Annotated in this window: 10 protein-coding genes; 8 read left to right on the top strand and 2 right to left on the bottom strand. The window is 73.6% G+C overall.

Translation table 11 applies throughout. The annotated features are described in order from the left end of the window. The first annotated feature begins 89 nt into the window (after window positions 1-89). From ACU436_RS29965 to ACU436_RS29995, 7 genes are read left to right on the top strand one after another with little or no spacing between them, the layout of a single operon-like run. Window positions 90-3,437 carry a DUF5107 domain-containing protein gene (locus ACU436_RS29965; protein ID WP_459030339.1) on the top strand — a complete coding sequence of 1,116 codons (3,348 nt, stop codon included), beginning with the start codon at window positions 90-92 and terminating at the stop codon, window positions 3,435-3,437. Further along, the gene (locus ACU436_RS29970; protein ID WP_459030340.1) at window positions 3,434-4,681 is read left to right on the top strand and encodes a cellulase-like family protein; all 1,248 of its coding nucleotides are present in this window, start codon (window positions 3,434-3,436) and stop codon (window positions 4,679-4,681) included. Before ACU436_RS29965 ends, ACU436_RS29970 begins: the two co-directional genes overlap by 4 nt. A gap of 2 nt (window positions 4,682-4,683) precedes the next feature. Beyond that, window positions 4,684-5,982, top strand: coding sequence for an ABC transporter substrate-binding protein (locus ACU436_RS29975; RefSeq protein ID WP_459030341.1), 1,299 nt, complete (start codon window positions 4,684-4,686; stop codon window positions 5,980-5,982). Then, on the top strand, window positions 5,979-6,905 hold the full coding sequence (locus ACU436_RS29980) for a carbohydrate ABC transporter permease (RefSeq protein WP_459030342.1): 927 nt from the start codon (window positions 5,979-5,981) through the stop codon (window positions 6,903-6,905). The genes ACU436_RS29975 and ACU436_RS29980 overlap by 4 nt, the downstream gene beginning before the upstream one ends. A gap of 1 nt (window position 6,906) precedes the next feature. Further along, window positions 6,907-7,728, top strand: coding sequence for a carbohydrate ABC transporter permease (locus ACU436_RS29985; protein ID WP_459030343.1), 822 nt, complete (start codon window positions 6,907-6,909; stop codon window positions 7,726-7,728). Next, window positions 7,725-9,623, top strand: a complete 1,899-nt coding sequence (locus ACU436_RS29990) for an alpha-galactosidase (RefSeq protein ID WP_459030344.1) — start codon at window positions 7,725-7,727, stop codon at window positions 9,621-9,623. The genes ACU436_RS29985 and ACU436_RS29990 overlap by 4 nt, the downstream gene beginning before the upstream one ends. Continuing rightward, window positions 9,616-10,416 carry a hypothetical protein gene (locus ACU436_RS29995; RefSeq protein ID WP_459030345.1) on the top strand — a complete coding sequence of 267 codons (801 nt, stop codon included), beginning with the start codon at window positions 9,616-9,618 and terminating at the stop codon, window positions 10,414-10,416. Before ACU436_RS29990 ends, ACU436_RS29995 begins: the two co-directional genes overlap by 8 nt. Before the next feature lie 25 nt (window positions 10,417-10,441). Here ACU436_RS29995 and ACU436_RS30000 read toward each other — a convergent pair whose 3' ends face one another. After that, complete coding sequence (locus tag ACU436_RS30000) at window positions 10,442-10,906, bottom strand: SRPBCC family protein (RefSeq protein ID WP_459030346.1); 465 nt, start codon at window positions 10,904-10,906, stop codon at window positions 10,442-10,444. Window positions 10,907-10,953: 47 nt separating this feature from the next. Then, window positions 10,954-11,700 carry an SAM-dependent methyltransferase gene (locus ACU436_RS30005; RefSeq protein WP_459030347.1) on the bottom strand — a complete coding sequence of 249 codons (747 nt, stop codon included), beginning with the start codon at window positions 11,698-11,700 and terminating at the stop codon, window positions 10,954-10,956. A 121-nt stretch (window positions 11,701-11,821) separates the two neighbouring features. On the opposite strand from ACU436_RS30005, the gene ACU436_RS30010 reads away from it, so the two are divergent. Beyond that, window positions 11,822-12,613 carry a lysophospholipid acyltransferase family protein gene (locus tag ACU436_RS30010; RefSeq protein WP_459030348.1) on the top strand — a complete coding sequence of 264 codons (792 nt, stop codon included), beginning with the start codon at window positions 11,822-11,824 and terminating at the stop codon, window positions 12,611-12,613. Window positions 12,614-12,792 lie beyond the last annotated feature (179 nt).

Consider the following 12,792-nt stretch of genomic DNA (forward strand, 5'->3'; position numbering starts at 1 on the left):
TGGGAGCCGTCAGATCGCCGTCGAATCGTCCAGGTATCTCGGCCGAATCGCCCATGCCACTACGGATCCGGCGCTCGTAGCGTCGCGGCGTGCTCGAAGGAGAGTCCCGGCTGCAGCTCCCGGACCGGCCCGCCGCACAGGCGGACGCGGGTGTCGCCGCGTGGCGGGAGCCGGTGGCGATCGACAGCTACCTCCCCGAGCCGCCCGACCGCTACCCGGCGTACCTGGACCGCCGCGTCTACCAGGGCTCGTCGGGCCGGGTGTACCCGCTGCCGTTCCACGACCGGATCAGCGCGACGAGCGTGCCGCACGAGTGGGACGCCATCCACCTGGAGAACCGCTGGCTGCGGATCATGGTGCTGCCCGAGCTGGGCGGGCGCATCCACGTCGGGTACGACCGCAGCGCCGGCTACGACTTCTTCTACCGCAACGGCGTGATCAAGCCCGCCCTCGTCGGGCTCACCGGTCCGTGGATCGCGGGTGGGGTGGAGTTCAACTGGCCGCAGCACCACCGCCCGGCCACCTTCCTGCCCACGGACGTCGAGATCGAGCGGGAGCCGGACGGCGCGGTGACGGTCTGGTGCTCCGACCACGACCCGTTCGCCCGCATGAAGGGGATGCACGGGATCCGGCTGCGGCCGGACCGGGCGACGATCGAGCTGCGGGTCCGGCTGTACAACCGCAGCGAGGTGACGCAGACGTTCCTGTGGTGGGCCAACGTCGCGGCCCGCGTGCACGAGCGGTACCAGTCGTTCTTCCCGCGCGACGTGCGCGCGGTGGCCGACCACGCCAAGCGCGCCGTCACCGGGTTCCCGGCCGCCGACCGCCCCTACTACGGGGTCGACTACGCCGCCCGGCACGCGACCGGCGGTGACCGCCTCGACTGGTACCGCAACATCCCCGTCCCCACGTCGTACATGTGCGGCAGCCGCGAGGGCTTCTTCGGCGGTTACGACCACGCCGCGAACGCCGGGTTCGTGCACGTCGCCGACCCGCACACGGCCGTGGGGAAGAAGCAGTGGACGTGGGGGAACGCCGCGTTCGGGCACGCGTGGGACCGCAACCTGTCCGACGACGGCGCCGCGTACGTCGAGCTGATGGCCGGCGTGTTCACCGACAACCAGCCCGACTTCTCGTTCATCGCGCCGGGCGAGACGAAGGTGTTCTCGCAGGTCTGGTACCCGATCCAGGAGATCGGTCCGGTGCACGCGGCCACCGTCGACGCCGCGGTGCGGGTGGACGTCGAGCCGGACGGGGTGCGGGTCGGGCTGGCCGTGACGGCGGAGCGCCCCGGCTGCCGGATCCGCCTGGAGGACGGGTCGGGCGACGTCGTGGCCGAGGTGGAGGCGGATGCGGCGCCAGGTGCGCCGCACCGGACCCGCATCGCGCTGGACGTGCCGGACCGCCTCCGGCTGCGGGTCCTGCACGGGGGCGCGGAGCTCGTCGCGTGGGACTCCCACGTCCCGGAGGCCCCGGATGTCGCCCCGGCCACCGAGCCGCCGGCGCCGCCGGACGTGGTCTCCGTCGAGGAGCTCGCCCTGGTCGGCGCCCACCTGGAGCAGTACCGGCACGCCACGCGCTCGCCCGAGCCGTACTGGCGGGAGGCGTTGCGCCGCGATCCCGGGCACGTGGCCAGCAGCGTCGGCCTCGCCGGCCGCGCGTACCGGCGGGCGGAGTTCGCCGAGGCCGAGGTCCTGCTGACCGCCGCGGTCGCCCGGCTCACCTCCCGCAACGCCAACCCCGCCGACACCACGCCCCTCTACCTGCTCGGGCTGGTGCTGGAGCGGCTGGGCCGGCCCGCCGAGGCCTACGCCCGGTACGCCGCCGCGTCGTGGGCCCGGGCCTGGCGCGCGCCCGCCGGCTACCGGATGGCCCGCCTCGACGCGGCCGCCGGCCGGGACGCGGCGGCGCTCCACCGGCTGGCCGACGTGCGGCGCGTCGAGCCCGAGCACCTCCAGGCCCGCGCGCTCACGGCACTGCTGCTGCGCCGCGCCGGCCGCGCCGAGGAGGCGGCCGGCCTGCTGCGGGACACGCTCGCGCTCGACCCCCTCGACTGGTGGAGCCGCCACCTCGCCGGCCTCCCGCTCACCACCGACGCGCAGACCTGCCTGGACGTCGCCCTCGAGTACGCGGGGGTGGGCGAGACCGAGGCCGCGCGGCGCGTGCTCGACGTCGCCGACGAACGCGAGGCGCAGCGGGCCCTCGGGCAGACCGCGGCAGGCCCGCTCATCGACTACCACCGCTCCACCCTGGCCGTGAGTGGTAACGAGTGCTCGTCCTTACCCACCCCGCCGGCTTCGCCGGCTACCGTCCCCCAGCGCATTCGTATCCACTCACGGCCTCTGACCTGGTGTTTTCCGTCGCGGCTTGACGACGTCGCCGTGCTGGAGCGCGCGGGCGCCACGGATGCGCGTGCCCTCGCCCTGCTCGGCCACTGGCGCTACGCGGCGGGCCGTGCCGACGACGCCGTCGCGGCCTGGCGGGCGAGCGCCGCGCTCGACCCGTCCGACCCGGTCGTGTGGCGCAACCTCGGCCTGGCGGCCTGGAACCACCTCGGTGACGCCGACGAGGCCCGGGCCGCGTACGACCGGGCGCTCGCCGTCGCGGGGGCGGACGCCCGGCTCGTCTTCGAGAGCGACCAGCTCGACGCCCGCCGCGGCGTGCCGCCCGAGCGGCGCCTCGACCGGCTGCTGGACGTGCGCGGGCTCGTCGAGACCCGGGACGACGCCACCGTCGCGCTGGCGCACCTGCTGCTCACAGCCGGGCGGCTCGAGGAGGCCAGGGCGCTGCTGCTCGGCCGCGCGTTCCAGCCGTGGGAGGGGGGCGAGGGCGAGGTGCTGCGGGTCTGGGACCGGTTGTGCCGGCTGGCCGCGGCCCGTCCCGGCGGGAGCGCCGTGGCCGCGGTCGACGCGGCGCTGGACCCGCCGGCGTCCCTCGGGGAGGCCCGGCACCCCCTCGCGAGCGCCGCGGCCCTGCAGCTGCTGCGCGGCGAGGCTCTCGCCGCCGCGGGGGACGAGGACGCCGCGCGCGCCGCGTGGGAGACCGCCGCCCGCGACGGTGACTTCCTCGCGATGTCCGCCGACCCGCACTCGGAGGCCACGTACTCCTCGGTGCTCGCCCTGCGCCGGCTCGGCCGGGACGCCGAGGCGGGGCGGCGCACGGAGTCGCTGCGCGCGTGGGTCGACGCCGAGGAGGCCGCACCGGTGACCGTCGACTACTTCGCGACCTCGCTCCCGTCCATGCTGCTGTTCGCCGAGGACCCCGCGGTCGCCCGCCGGCGCCGGGTGGGGTTCCTGCGCGCGCAGCTCGACGTCCTCGACGGCGCCCCGGACCGGGCGCGCGAGCGCCTCGCCGCCCTGCTCCACGACGACCCGCACCACCTCGACGCGCTGGAGCTCGCCGGCGCCCTGCACCCCCTCCTGGAGGACGCCCGATGACCCCCGACCGCCTGACGATCACCCTCTGGGACTTCTCCTGGTACGTGCGGACCGGTCCGGGGGAGCCCTTCGAGGACCTCGACGCCGCATTCGCCCAGGCCGTCGAGCGCGGCTACAACACGGTGCGGGTCTGCGCGATGCCGTTCCTGCTCTTCGGCTCCGGCCTCGACACCTCGGCGTTGCGGCTGGAGCGCCTCGGCGGCGAGTACGCGCAGGGCATGCGCTGGTACGACGTGAAGGCACCGACCACGATCGACGCCCGCGAGCACCTCCTGGAGCTGTTCCGCGCCGCGCGCCGGCACGACTGCTATGTGATCGTCTCGTCGTGGGAGTACCAGCAGAGCTCGTCGTTCGGTGCGGAGTCCGGCTGGTGGGACGCGCTGCGCGTGGTACCGCCCGCCGAGCGCCCCGAGCGGCTCGCCGCGGCCCTCGCCGACCTGATGGACCTGCTGATCGCCGAGGGCCTCGACGACCGCGTCGCGTTCACCGAGATCCACAACGAGGTGCAGGTGGGGCACCTCGCGGAGGGGATGCGCCGCGAGGACGCCGTGGTCGAGCTGCGCCCGTCGCTGGAGAAGGCGGTGGACGCCTTCAAGGCGCGCCACCCCGACCGGCTCTGCACCGTCAACTACGGCGGGGTGCCGCACGCAAGCATGCGCGGCATCCCGGAGAACATCGACGTGCTGGTCGTCCACCCCTACGTCTACGGGGTGCTGGGCGCGCTCATCGAGGAGTTCGGGCTGCGCGGCCCCGTCGCGGACTTCCCGCAGGAGGCCGCGGCCGCCGTGCTGCGCCCCGGGGCCCCGCCCGCCGCCGAGTGGACGGTGGACGCGCGGCACCGCTGGCGGCTCGACGCGACGATCGTGCGGGCCGCCGAGGTCTACGTCCACGACTGGGCCGACCCGGACGCCTTCGACCGGTGGCTCTACGACCACTACGGCGAGCACCGCGTCGCGATGGACGAGAAGCTGCGCCTCTGGCTCGACGTCGCCGCCGACTGGGCCGCCGCGCACGGCGTCCCGCTCGTGCTCGGCGAGGGCTGGGTCGGCTACACGCCGCTGCACGGAACGTTCGAGGAAGGCCCCGTCGGGGCGCAGATCTGCCGCGACGCCGTGCGCTACGCGAGCGAGCGCGGTGCCTGGGGCACGGTCGTCTGCTCCAACGCGGCTCCCCAGCACCCCATGTGGGCCGACGTCGCGCTCCAGCAGGAGTGCAACGCAATCTTCACCGGAACCCGGAGGTAGTCATGGCAGCAACGGAGCTGTCCCGTCGTCGTTTCCTGCTCGGAGCCGCGAGCCTCGGCAGCATCCCGCTGCTGGCGTCCTGCGTCGGCTCCGGCGGCGGGGGAGGCGGCGGCGAGGCGTCCGCGACCGTCACCCTGCAGTCCTCGGTGCAGGACGCGGGACCGAAGGCGGCGCTCGAGCAGATCGTGGCCTCGTACGGCGGGGCGGGTGCGCCGGTGACCATGAACTCGGTGGCCACCGAGCAGTTCCGGGCCCAGCTGTCGACGTACCTGTCCTCGGCGACCCCGCCGGACGTGCTCACCTGGTACGCCGGGTCGGTCGCGAACTCCTACGCCGCCGAGAAGCTGCTGCTCGACGTCTCGGACCTGTGGACCGGTGACGGCGCGTGCGCCGGCTTCTCCGACGCGCTGCGGTCGCTCTCGACGTCGGCCGACGGTCAGGCGATCTTCGTGCCGACCAGCTACTACTGGTGGTCGGTGTTCTACAAGCGCTCGGCGTTCGAGAAGTGGGGCATCGAGCCGCCGACGACGTGGGACGGGTTCATCGCGCTCTGCGACGACCTGAAGGGCCGCGGCGTCCACCCGCTCACCAACGGCATCGGCACCACGCCGTGGATGGCGTCGGGCTGGTTCGACTACCTCAACCTGCGGATCAACGGCGCCGAGTACCACCGGGCGCTGCTGGCCGGGCAGCGCTCGTTCACCGACCCCCAGGTCGTGGCGGTGCTGGAGCAGTACGCGCGGCTGATCCCGTACTTCCACCCGAACCAGACCTCGTGGGACTCGCAGCAGGCCGTCACCCCGATGGTCAACGACGAGGCGGCGATGTACCTGGTCGGCGCGTTCGCGATGCAGTACTTCCCCGCGGACCAGCGCGCCGACCTCGACTTCTTCTCCGTCCCCACCATCGACCCGGCGGTGCCGAGCGCCGAGGAGGCGCCCACGGACGGGTACTTCGCCGCCGCGGCCACCGACAACCCGGACGGCGCGAAGGCGCTGCTGAGCTACCTGGCCTCCCCGCCGGTCCAGACCCAGTACATCGCCAAGCTCGCCGAGGCCGGATCGGGCAGCCTGCCGACCTCGCCGGAGGTCGACACCTCCGGTTTCTCGCCGATCGTGCAGAAGGGTATCCAGCTCCTCGACACCACGCAGGAGATCACGCAGTTCTTCAACCGCGACTCCAGCGACGCCCTCCAGACGACGGCCGACGCCGCCCTCACGCGGTTCATCGCCGACCCCTCCGACATCCCGGGCCACCTCCGGGACTGGCAGGCGGCCGCCGCGCAGGTCTTCTCGTCATGACCGCCGTGCAGGACGTCCCGGTGCGGATGGGTGCTCCGCCGCGGCCGGGCAGGCGGCGGGGGCGGGTGCCGCCGCTGGTGTGGGCATTCCTGCTGCTGCCGCTGGCCGTCGAGCTGTTCTGGGTCTTCTGGCCCGCGATGAACAGCTTCTCGCTGTCGTTCACCGAGTGGAGCGGGGTGGGGCCCGCGGAGCCGGTCGGGTTCGAGAACTACGAGCGCATGCTCGCCGACCCGATCTTCGCCACGGCCTTCCGCAACAACGTGATCTGGGCGATCGGGTTCGGCGGGTTGTCGGTGGCGGGTGGGCTCGCGCTCGCCGTGGCGCTCAACCGGCCCGGCCGCGGCGTCGGGATCTACCGCAGCGCGATCTACCTGCCCATGGTCATCTCGCTGGCGGTGACCGGGCTGTTCTGGCGGGTCATGTACCAGCCGGGCGGGCCGATCGACTCCGGGCTCGCCGCGATCGGGCTCGGGTCGCTGCAGCAGCAGTGGCTCGCAAACCCGGACACCGCGCTCTACGCGGTGCTGATCGCGGCCGTGTGGCGGCAGGTCGGCTACATCATGGTGCTCTACCTCGCCGGGCTGAAGGGCTGCGACCCGTCGCTCGAGGAGGCCGCCGCGGTGGACGGCGCGACGGCATGGCAGCGCTTCTGGAAGGTCGTCATGCCGCAGCTGCGCGGCGTCAACACCGTGGTCTTCGCCGTCACGGTGATCGACTCGCTGCGTACGTTCGACATCGTCTGGGCGATGACGCGCGGAGGCCCGTACAACACCACGCAGCTGCTCTCGACCTACATGTTCCAGCAGGGCTTCACGCTGGTGAACCTCGGCTACGGCTCCGCGCTCGCCGTGGTGATCTTCCTGCTGGCGATCGCGTTCATCATCACCTACCTGGTGCGCCAGGCCAGAACGGAGGAGGACTGACATGCGCACCGCGAGATCGCCGTGGTTCCACGCCGTCATGATCCCGTTCACGTTGCTCTGGCTGGCGCCGATCATCTTCGTGGTGCTCGTCGCGCTGCGCGACTTCGACGACATCGCCGCCCGCGGCCTCGGTGCCCTGCCGACGAGCCTGACGTTCGAGGGGTTCGCGACGGCCCTCGCCGGCGGCAAGGTCACCACCGCGCTGGTGAACAGCGCGGTCGTGACGTTCTGCGCCGTGCTGGCCTCGCTGGCGCTGGCGGCTCTCGCGGCCTACGCGCTGTCGCGCCACCGCATCCCGGCGCGGCGCACGATCCTGCTGGTGATGCTGGCCGGGAACCTGCTCCCGCCGCAGATCCTGCTCATCCCGGTGTCCCGCATCGCCCAGGGCATGGGGATCTACGACACCCTGTTCGCGCTGGTCGTCGTCCAGGTCGGGTTCGGGCTCGGGTTCTACACGTTCGTGCTGCACGGGTTCATGCGTTCGCTGCCGTCGGAGGTGTTCGAGGCCGCGCTGCTCGACGGGTCCGGTGCGGGCCGCACGTTCTGGAGCATCGTGCTGCCGCTGTGCCGGCCCGCCCTCGCCGCCCTCGCCGCGCTCGCGACGACCTGGATCTACAACGACCTGATCTGGGCGATGACCGTGCTCCAGACCGACACCAAGTTCCCGATCACCGCGGCCCTGCTCAACCTGCAGGGCGGCTACTCGAACTCGTGGAACGTGATCGCCGCGGGCTCGCTCGTGGCGGCGGTGCCGACGGCGATCGTGTTCTTCGCGTTCCAGCGGCACTTCGTCTCCGGGCTGCTGGTGGGGACCGGCAAGTGACGACGTGGGAGCTCCCGACGGCCGGGTCGGCGTACGTCGTGCGCGAGGGGGACGCCGGGCTGGAGCTCGCCCACTGGGGGCGGCCCGTGCACGTCGTCCCGCCCCGGGGCTCGTTCGAGACACCTGCCGACATCGCCCCGCTCGAGTTCGCGGCCGGCGGCACGCGGCACACGCAGGGCAGCGAGCTGCTCGTCCCGGGCGGCGCCTCCCTGCGGCCCGTGCCCGGCTCCGTGGCGCACTCCGGGTGCCGGCTGCGGGCGCTGCTGCGCGACGACGACCTCGGTCTGGAGGTGGAGCTGCACGTCCGCACCTCCCGGGAGCACGACGTCGTCGAGCGGTGGGCGGTGGTGCGCGCCTCCCGCGAGGTCGCGCTGACGCGGGCGTTCGGCGCGGGCTGGAACGTGCCGGTCGGGCCCGGCGCGCGGGTGGGCACCCTGGCCGGGGCGTGGTCGCGCGAGTGCACGCCCAGCGAGGTGGACCTGCCCGCCGGGCAGCTGTCGATCGGCAGCCGGCAGGGCATCACCTCGCACACCTACGCGCCGGTGGTGACCCTGCGGTCCCGGGACGCGGACGACGCCTACGGGATCGCGCTCGCGTGGAGCGGGTCGTGGCGGCTCACGGTCGACGCGGTGCCGTTCCGCGAGGTCGTGCGCGTGAGCGGCGGGGTGGACGACGAGACCGGGCCGATCACGCTGGGCCCGGGGGAGGAGTTCGAGACCCCGCACCTGCTCGGCGTGTGGAGCCCGGACGGCCCCGCCGGCGTCGCCCGCGCCTGGCACACCTACCAGCGCGGGCTCGCCCGCGGCCCCGAGCACCGGCCGATCGTCTACAACTCGTGGTACGCCACCTCCTTCGACGTCCGGGTCGAGCACCAGCTCGCGCTCGCCGACGCGGCGGCGGACCTGGGCGTCGAGGTGTTCGTCGTGGACGACGGCTGGTTCCGCGGGCGCACGAGCGACCGGGCGGGTCTCGGCGACTGGTTCGCCGACCCGGAGAAGTTCCCCGACGGCCTCGACGCGCTGACGAAGGGCGTGCTCGACCGCGGGATGCGGTTCGGGCTGTGGGTCGAGCCGGAGGCGGTCAACCCGGACAGCGACCTCTACCGCGCCCACCCCGACTGGGTGCACCGGCCGCTCCTGGCGCTGCGCAACCAGTACGTGCTCGACCTCGGGAAGCCGGAGGTGGAGGCCTGGGCCGGGGACGTGCTGCGCCGGCTGCTCACCGAGCACCCGATCAGCTACCTCAAGTGGGACATGAACCGTGCGATCACGCTCGGCGGTTCGCTGCGGCACACCCGGGCGTACCGCCGGCTGATGCGGATGCTGCGGGCCGAGTTCCCGCACGTCACCGTCGAGGCGTGCGCCGGTGGCGGCGGCCGGGTCGACAACGCCGTGCTCGCGCTGGCCGACGTCGTGTGGCCCAGCGACGAGACGGGCCCGCGCGACCGGCTCGCGATCCAGCACGGCTTCCTGTCCGCCTACCCGCCGCACGTCATGAGCTCGTGGGTGACCGACGAACCGGATCGCCTCGACACCGACCCGGCGAGCCTCGAGTACCGGTTCGTCGTCGCGATGGCCGGGGTGCTCGGGATCGGGGCCGACCTGCTCGCCTGGTCCCCGGATCTGCGGGCCCGGGCGCGCGAGCTGGTGGCGCTGTACCGGGAGATCCGGCCCGTCGTGCACACGGGCGAGGTGACCTGGCACGGCGCTCCGGGCGACCCCGCGTGCGCCGTGCAGTACACGACGGCCGACCGGGTCGTGCTGCTCGCGTGGGCCCGGCCCGGCGCCGGTCCGCTCCGGGTCCCGTTGGCGGGCGGCGCCGGTGTGGTCGAGGTGCCGTTCCGGCTCGCCCCGGACTGCGACGTCGTGATCCTCGAACGGTCGCCGGATGCCTGACCGGCGGCCGCGCCCCCTCACCGTCGAGGTCGACCTCGCCCACGGCGGCCGCTGGACGTCGCTGCGCACCCCGGAGCGGGAGTGGCTGTGGCGCCACCCCGACCCCGCGGTCGCGGCCGCCCGGGCCGCGGTGGCGCCCGGCGCCGCCTTCGTCGACGCCGGGGGGGTGGAGGAGTGCCTCCCGACCGTGCGCGGAGAGCCCGACCACGGCGCGGTCTGGTCCCGCCCCTGGTCGGACACGGGGGTGGCGGCCGGCGGGTTCCGGCTCGACCGGCGGATCCGCGGCGACGGGTCCGTCACCGTCGACTACACGATCACCGGGCCACCGCACGCGCCGGTCGTGCACGCGGTGCACGCCCTGCTCGACGTCTCGCCCGCGGCCCGGCTCGACGCCCCGGGCGCCCGCACGGCACACCTCATCGACGAAGGTGCGGTCGTGCCGTGGCCCGCGGGCCTCGACCGGCTCGGGCCGGACGACGGCACCGCCACGGCCGCCGTCCTGCCCGGCTGCACCGCCGTGACCGTGGTGGACGGCCCCGACGCGCTCGAGCTCACCTGGCGGGCCGCGGACTGCGCGCTCCTGCTCTGGCGCAACCTGCGGGGCTGGCCGGAGGCCGCGCCCTACCGCTCGATCGGGGTGGAGCCGATGATCGGGTCGGCGGTGACGCCGGCCGGTCCCGGGTCACCCGCGCACCTCGACGCCGACGGCGCCCTGCACTGGCAGCTCACGGTGCGGGCGTGGCGGGGTCCCAGAAGTTCAGGAAAGCCACATTCCTGTACTGCAGGTTCATGAATGTGGCTTTCCCGAACCTCTGCACTCAGCCCGCGGGGGACCCGAAGATCTCCCGGAGCCGGCGCAGGGTGTCCCGGATCGACCTGGCGTTGCCCTTCGGGAAGCCGAGGAGCTCCATGCCCTTCGCCACCGGCGAGCCGCCGTAGTCGAACGTCTCGGTGATGCGGGTACCGCCGGCAACGGGTTCGAGCTCGTAGCGCCAGACCGCCTTCGCGGCGTGGCACCAGCCGATGCGCCGATCCGGCTCGAACTCCACCACGCGGTTCGTGATCCGGTACGGCATCTTGATCTTCATGCTCATGCCGAACCGGTCGCCGAGCGCGAGCCGTTCCGGCCCGGACACCGCCCCGCGGACCGTGCCGGAGCCGTCGAACTCGTGGTGCCGGTGGGGGTTCGCGAGCAGCGCGAACACATCCTGGGGCGGCGCGGACACCACGGTCGAGGCCGTCACGGTGCGGCCGACGATGGTGGCGTGGTCGTCGGCGGTCATGCGGCCGCCCGCCGGGTGGTCGTGGATGTCATGCGGGGAGTCTCCCGTCAGCGCCGGGTGAGGGCGAACACACCCCACCCCAGGTACTCGCGCTGATGGCGCACGTGACGCAGGGGCGCCTCGGCGAGCTCCGCGCGCATCTCGCCCACCAGCTCGTCGTCGGGGTTGGCGTCGATCCAGCGCCGGACGTTCAACCACTGCGCGGCCGCGTACCGGTCCCAGCTGTCCTGGTCGGCCAGCACCATCTCGACGAGGTCCCAGCCGAGGTCGCCGAAGCTCTCGACGAGCTGCGGGAGCGACCCGACCTCGTCCTTGCGGCGCACGTAGCAGCCTTCGACGGTGGCCTGGTCCGGCGGGTCGAGCCGCCAGTACCGCTCACCGACCAGGACCGTGCCCCCCGGCCGCAGGCTGCGTTCGAGGAGCTCGACCGTGCCCGCGGTGCCCTCGCCGATCCACGTGGCACCCACGCACGAGGCGATGTCGATGGGCTCCTCGGCGACATGGCCGGTGGCGTCCGCATTGACGAACTCGACCCGCGCGGACACCCCCAGCTCCGCCGCCCGCGCCCGCGCGGCGACCACGAACGTCGCGCTGATGTCGACGCCGACGCCCCTGACCCCGTGGTCGCGGGCCCAGGTGCAGAGCAGCTCGCCCTTGCCGCAACAGAGGTCGAGCAGGCGCGTGCCGGGCGTCATGTGCAGCGCCGCACCCAGCGTGGCGAGCTTCTCGGGGGTGAACGGATCGAGGATCCGATGGCTGCTCTCGCGGATGAGGAAGCTGCGGGGGAGCTCCACGGCCGGGACGGTAACCGGCTGGGTCCCGACCGGCCACGGATTTCGGACGTCGGTGCGGCCCTGGTCACACCGGTGCGGGTGCGATGATCGGGGTAGCCGAGCCGACCTGGAGGAGAACGCCGTGACGCAGGACCGACCGTTGTCGGATTGGCAGAAGCTGCGGCTGACGTTCACCCGGCGGTGGCGGGACTCCGGATTCTGGTACGGCCTCGCGATCGCCCTGATCTGGCCGTTCGCCGTGTTCGGCACCCGGCTGGCGTGGCGGGGCGGTGAGCACATCCCGCGGTCGGGCGGCGCCCTGCTCGCGATCAACCACGTGTCGTTCGCCGACCCGATCTTCGACGTCGCGTTCACGATCTGCCACGGACGGATGCCGCGGTTCCTCGCGAAGTCCGAGCTCTGGGACATGCCGGTGGTGAAGTGGGTGCTGGGCGGCGGCAAGCACATCCCGGTCTACCGCGCCTCGGTCCGCGCCAAGGACGCCTACAGCGCCGCGATCGCGGCCATCGAACGCGGCGAGATCGTCGTGTTCTACCCCGAGGGCACCTACACCGCCGACCCCGACGGCTGGCCGATGAAGGCCAAGAACGGCATCGGCCGGATCGCCCTGCTCACCGGCGCGCCGGTCATCCCGGTCGCGAACTGGGGCACCCAGGACGTCCTGCCGCCGGAGAGCGGCCGGCCGCGGTTCTTCCCCCGCCGCCGGGTCACGGTGGTCGCAGGCCCGCCGGTCGACCTCTCCGCCTGGCTGGGCGGGCCCCGCACCCGCACCGCGCTGGACGGCACCACCAACGCGATCATGTCCGACGTCACCCGGCTGGTCGGGGAGATCCGGGGGGAGACCCCGCCCGAGGCCGCGTTCGACCCCGCCCGCCCGGGCCCGGCGCTGGAGGACGAGCGGCCGGCGAGCTGAGGCCGCCGCGGGCGCGGTTGATCGACGAGTGCGGTTGTAGAGCCGCAGCTGTGCGGTGTCATGTCCGACCACATCGGTGACACCGATGTCTTGGGACATCGGTGACAGTGGTGAGCAGGACGCCCCGCAGTGTGTGGGGCCGCTTCTCACAGTTCAAGGGCGCCCTGTCGGGCGTCGCC

Source organism: Pseudonocardia wallangbongensis (assembly GCF_054486945.1).

Excerpts from the sequence above, each read along its gene's own strand:
- ACU436_RS30000 (WP_459030346.1), bottom strand. The coding sequence starts at position 10,906 with ATGACCGCCGACGACCACGCCACCATCGTCGGCCGCACCGTGACGGCC.
- ACU436_RS29995 (WP_459030345.1), top strand. The coding sequence starts at position 9,616 with ATGCCTGACCGGCGGCCGCGCCCCCTCACCGTCGAGGTCGACCTCGCC.
- ACU436_RS29985 (WP_459030343.1), top strand. The coding sequence starts at position 6,907 with ATGCGCACCGCGAGATCGCCGTGGTTCCACGCCGTCATGATCCCGTTC.
- ACU436_RS29980 (WP_459030342.1), top strand. The coding sequence starts at position 5,979 with ATGACCGCCGTGCAGGACGTCCCGGTGCGGATGGGTGCTCCGCCGCGG.
- ACU436_RS29975 (WP_459030341.1), top strand. The coding sequence starts at position 4,684 with ATGGCAGCAACGGAGCTGTCCCGTCGTCGTTTCCTGCTCGGAGCCGCG.
- ACU436_RS29970 (WP_459030340.1), top strand. The coding sequence starts at position 3,434 with ATGACCCCCGACCGCCTGACGATCACCCTCTGGGACTTCTCCTGGTAC.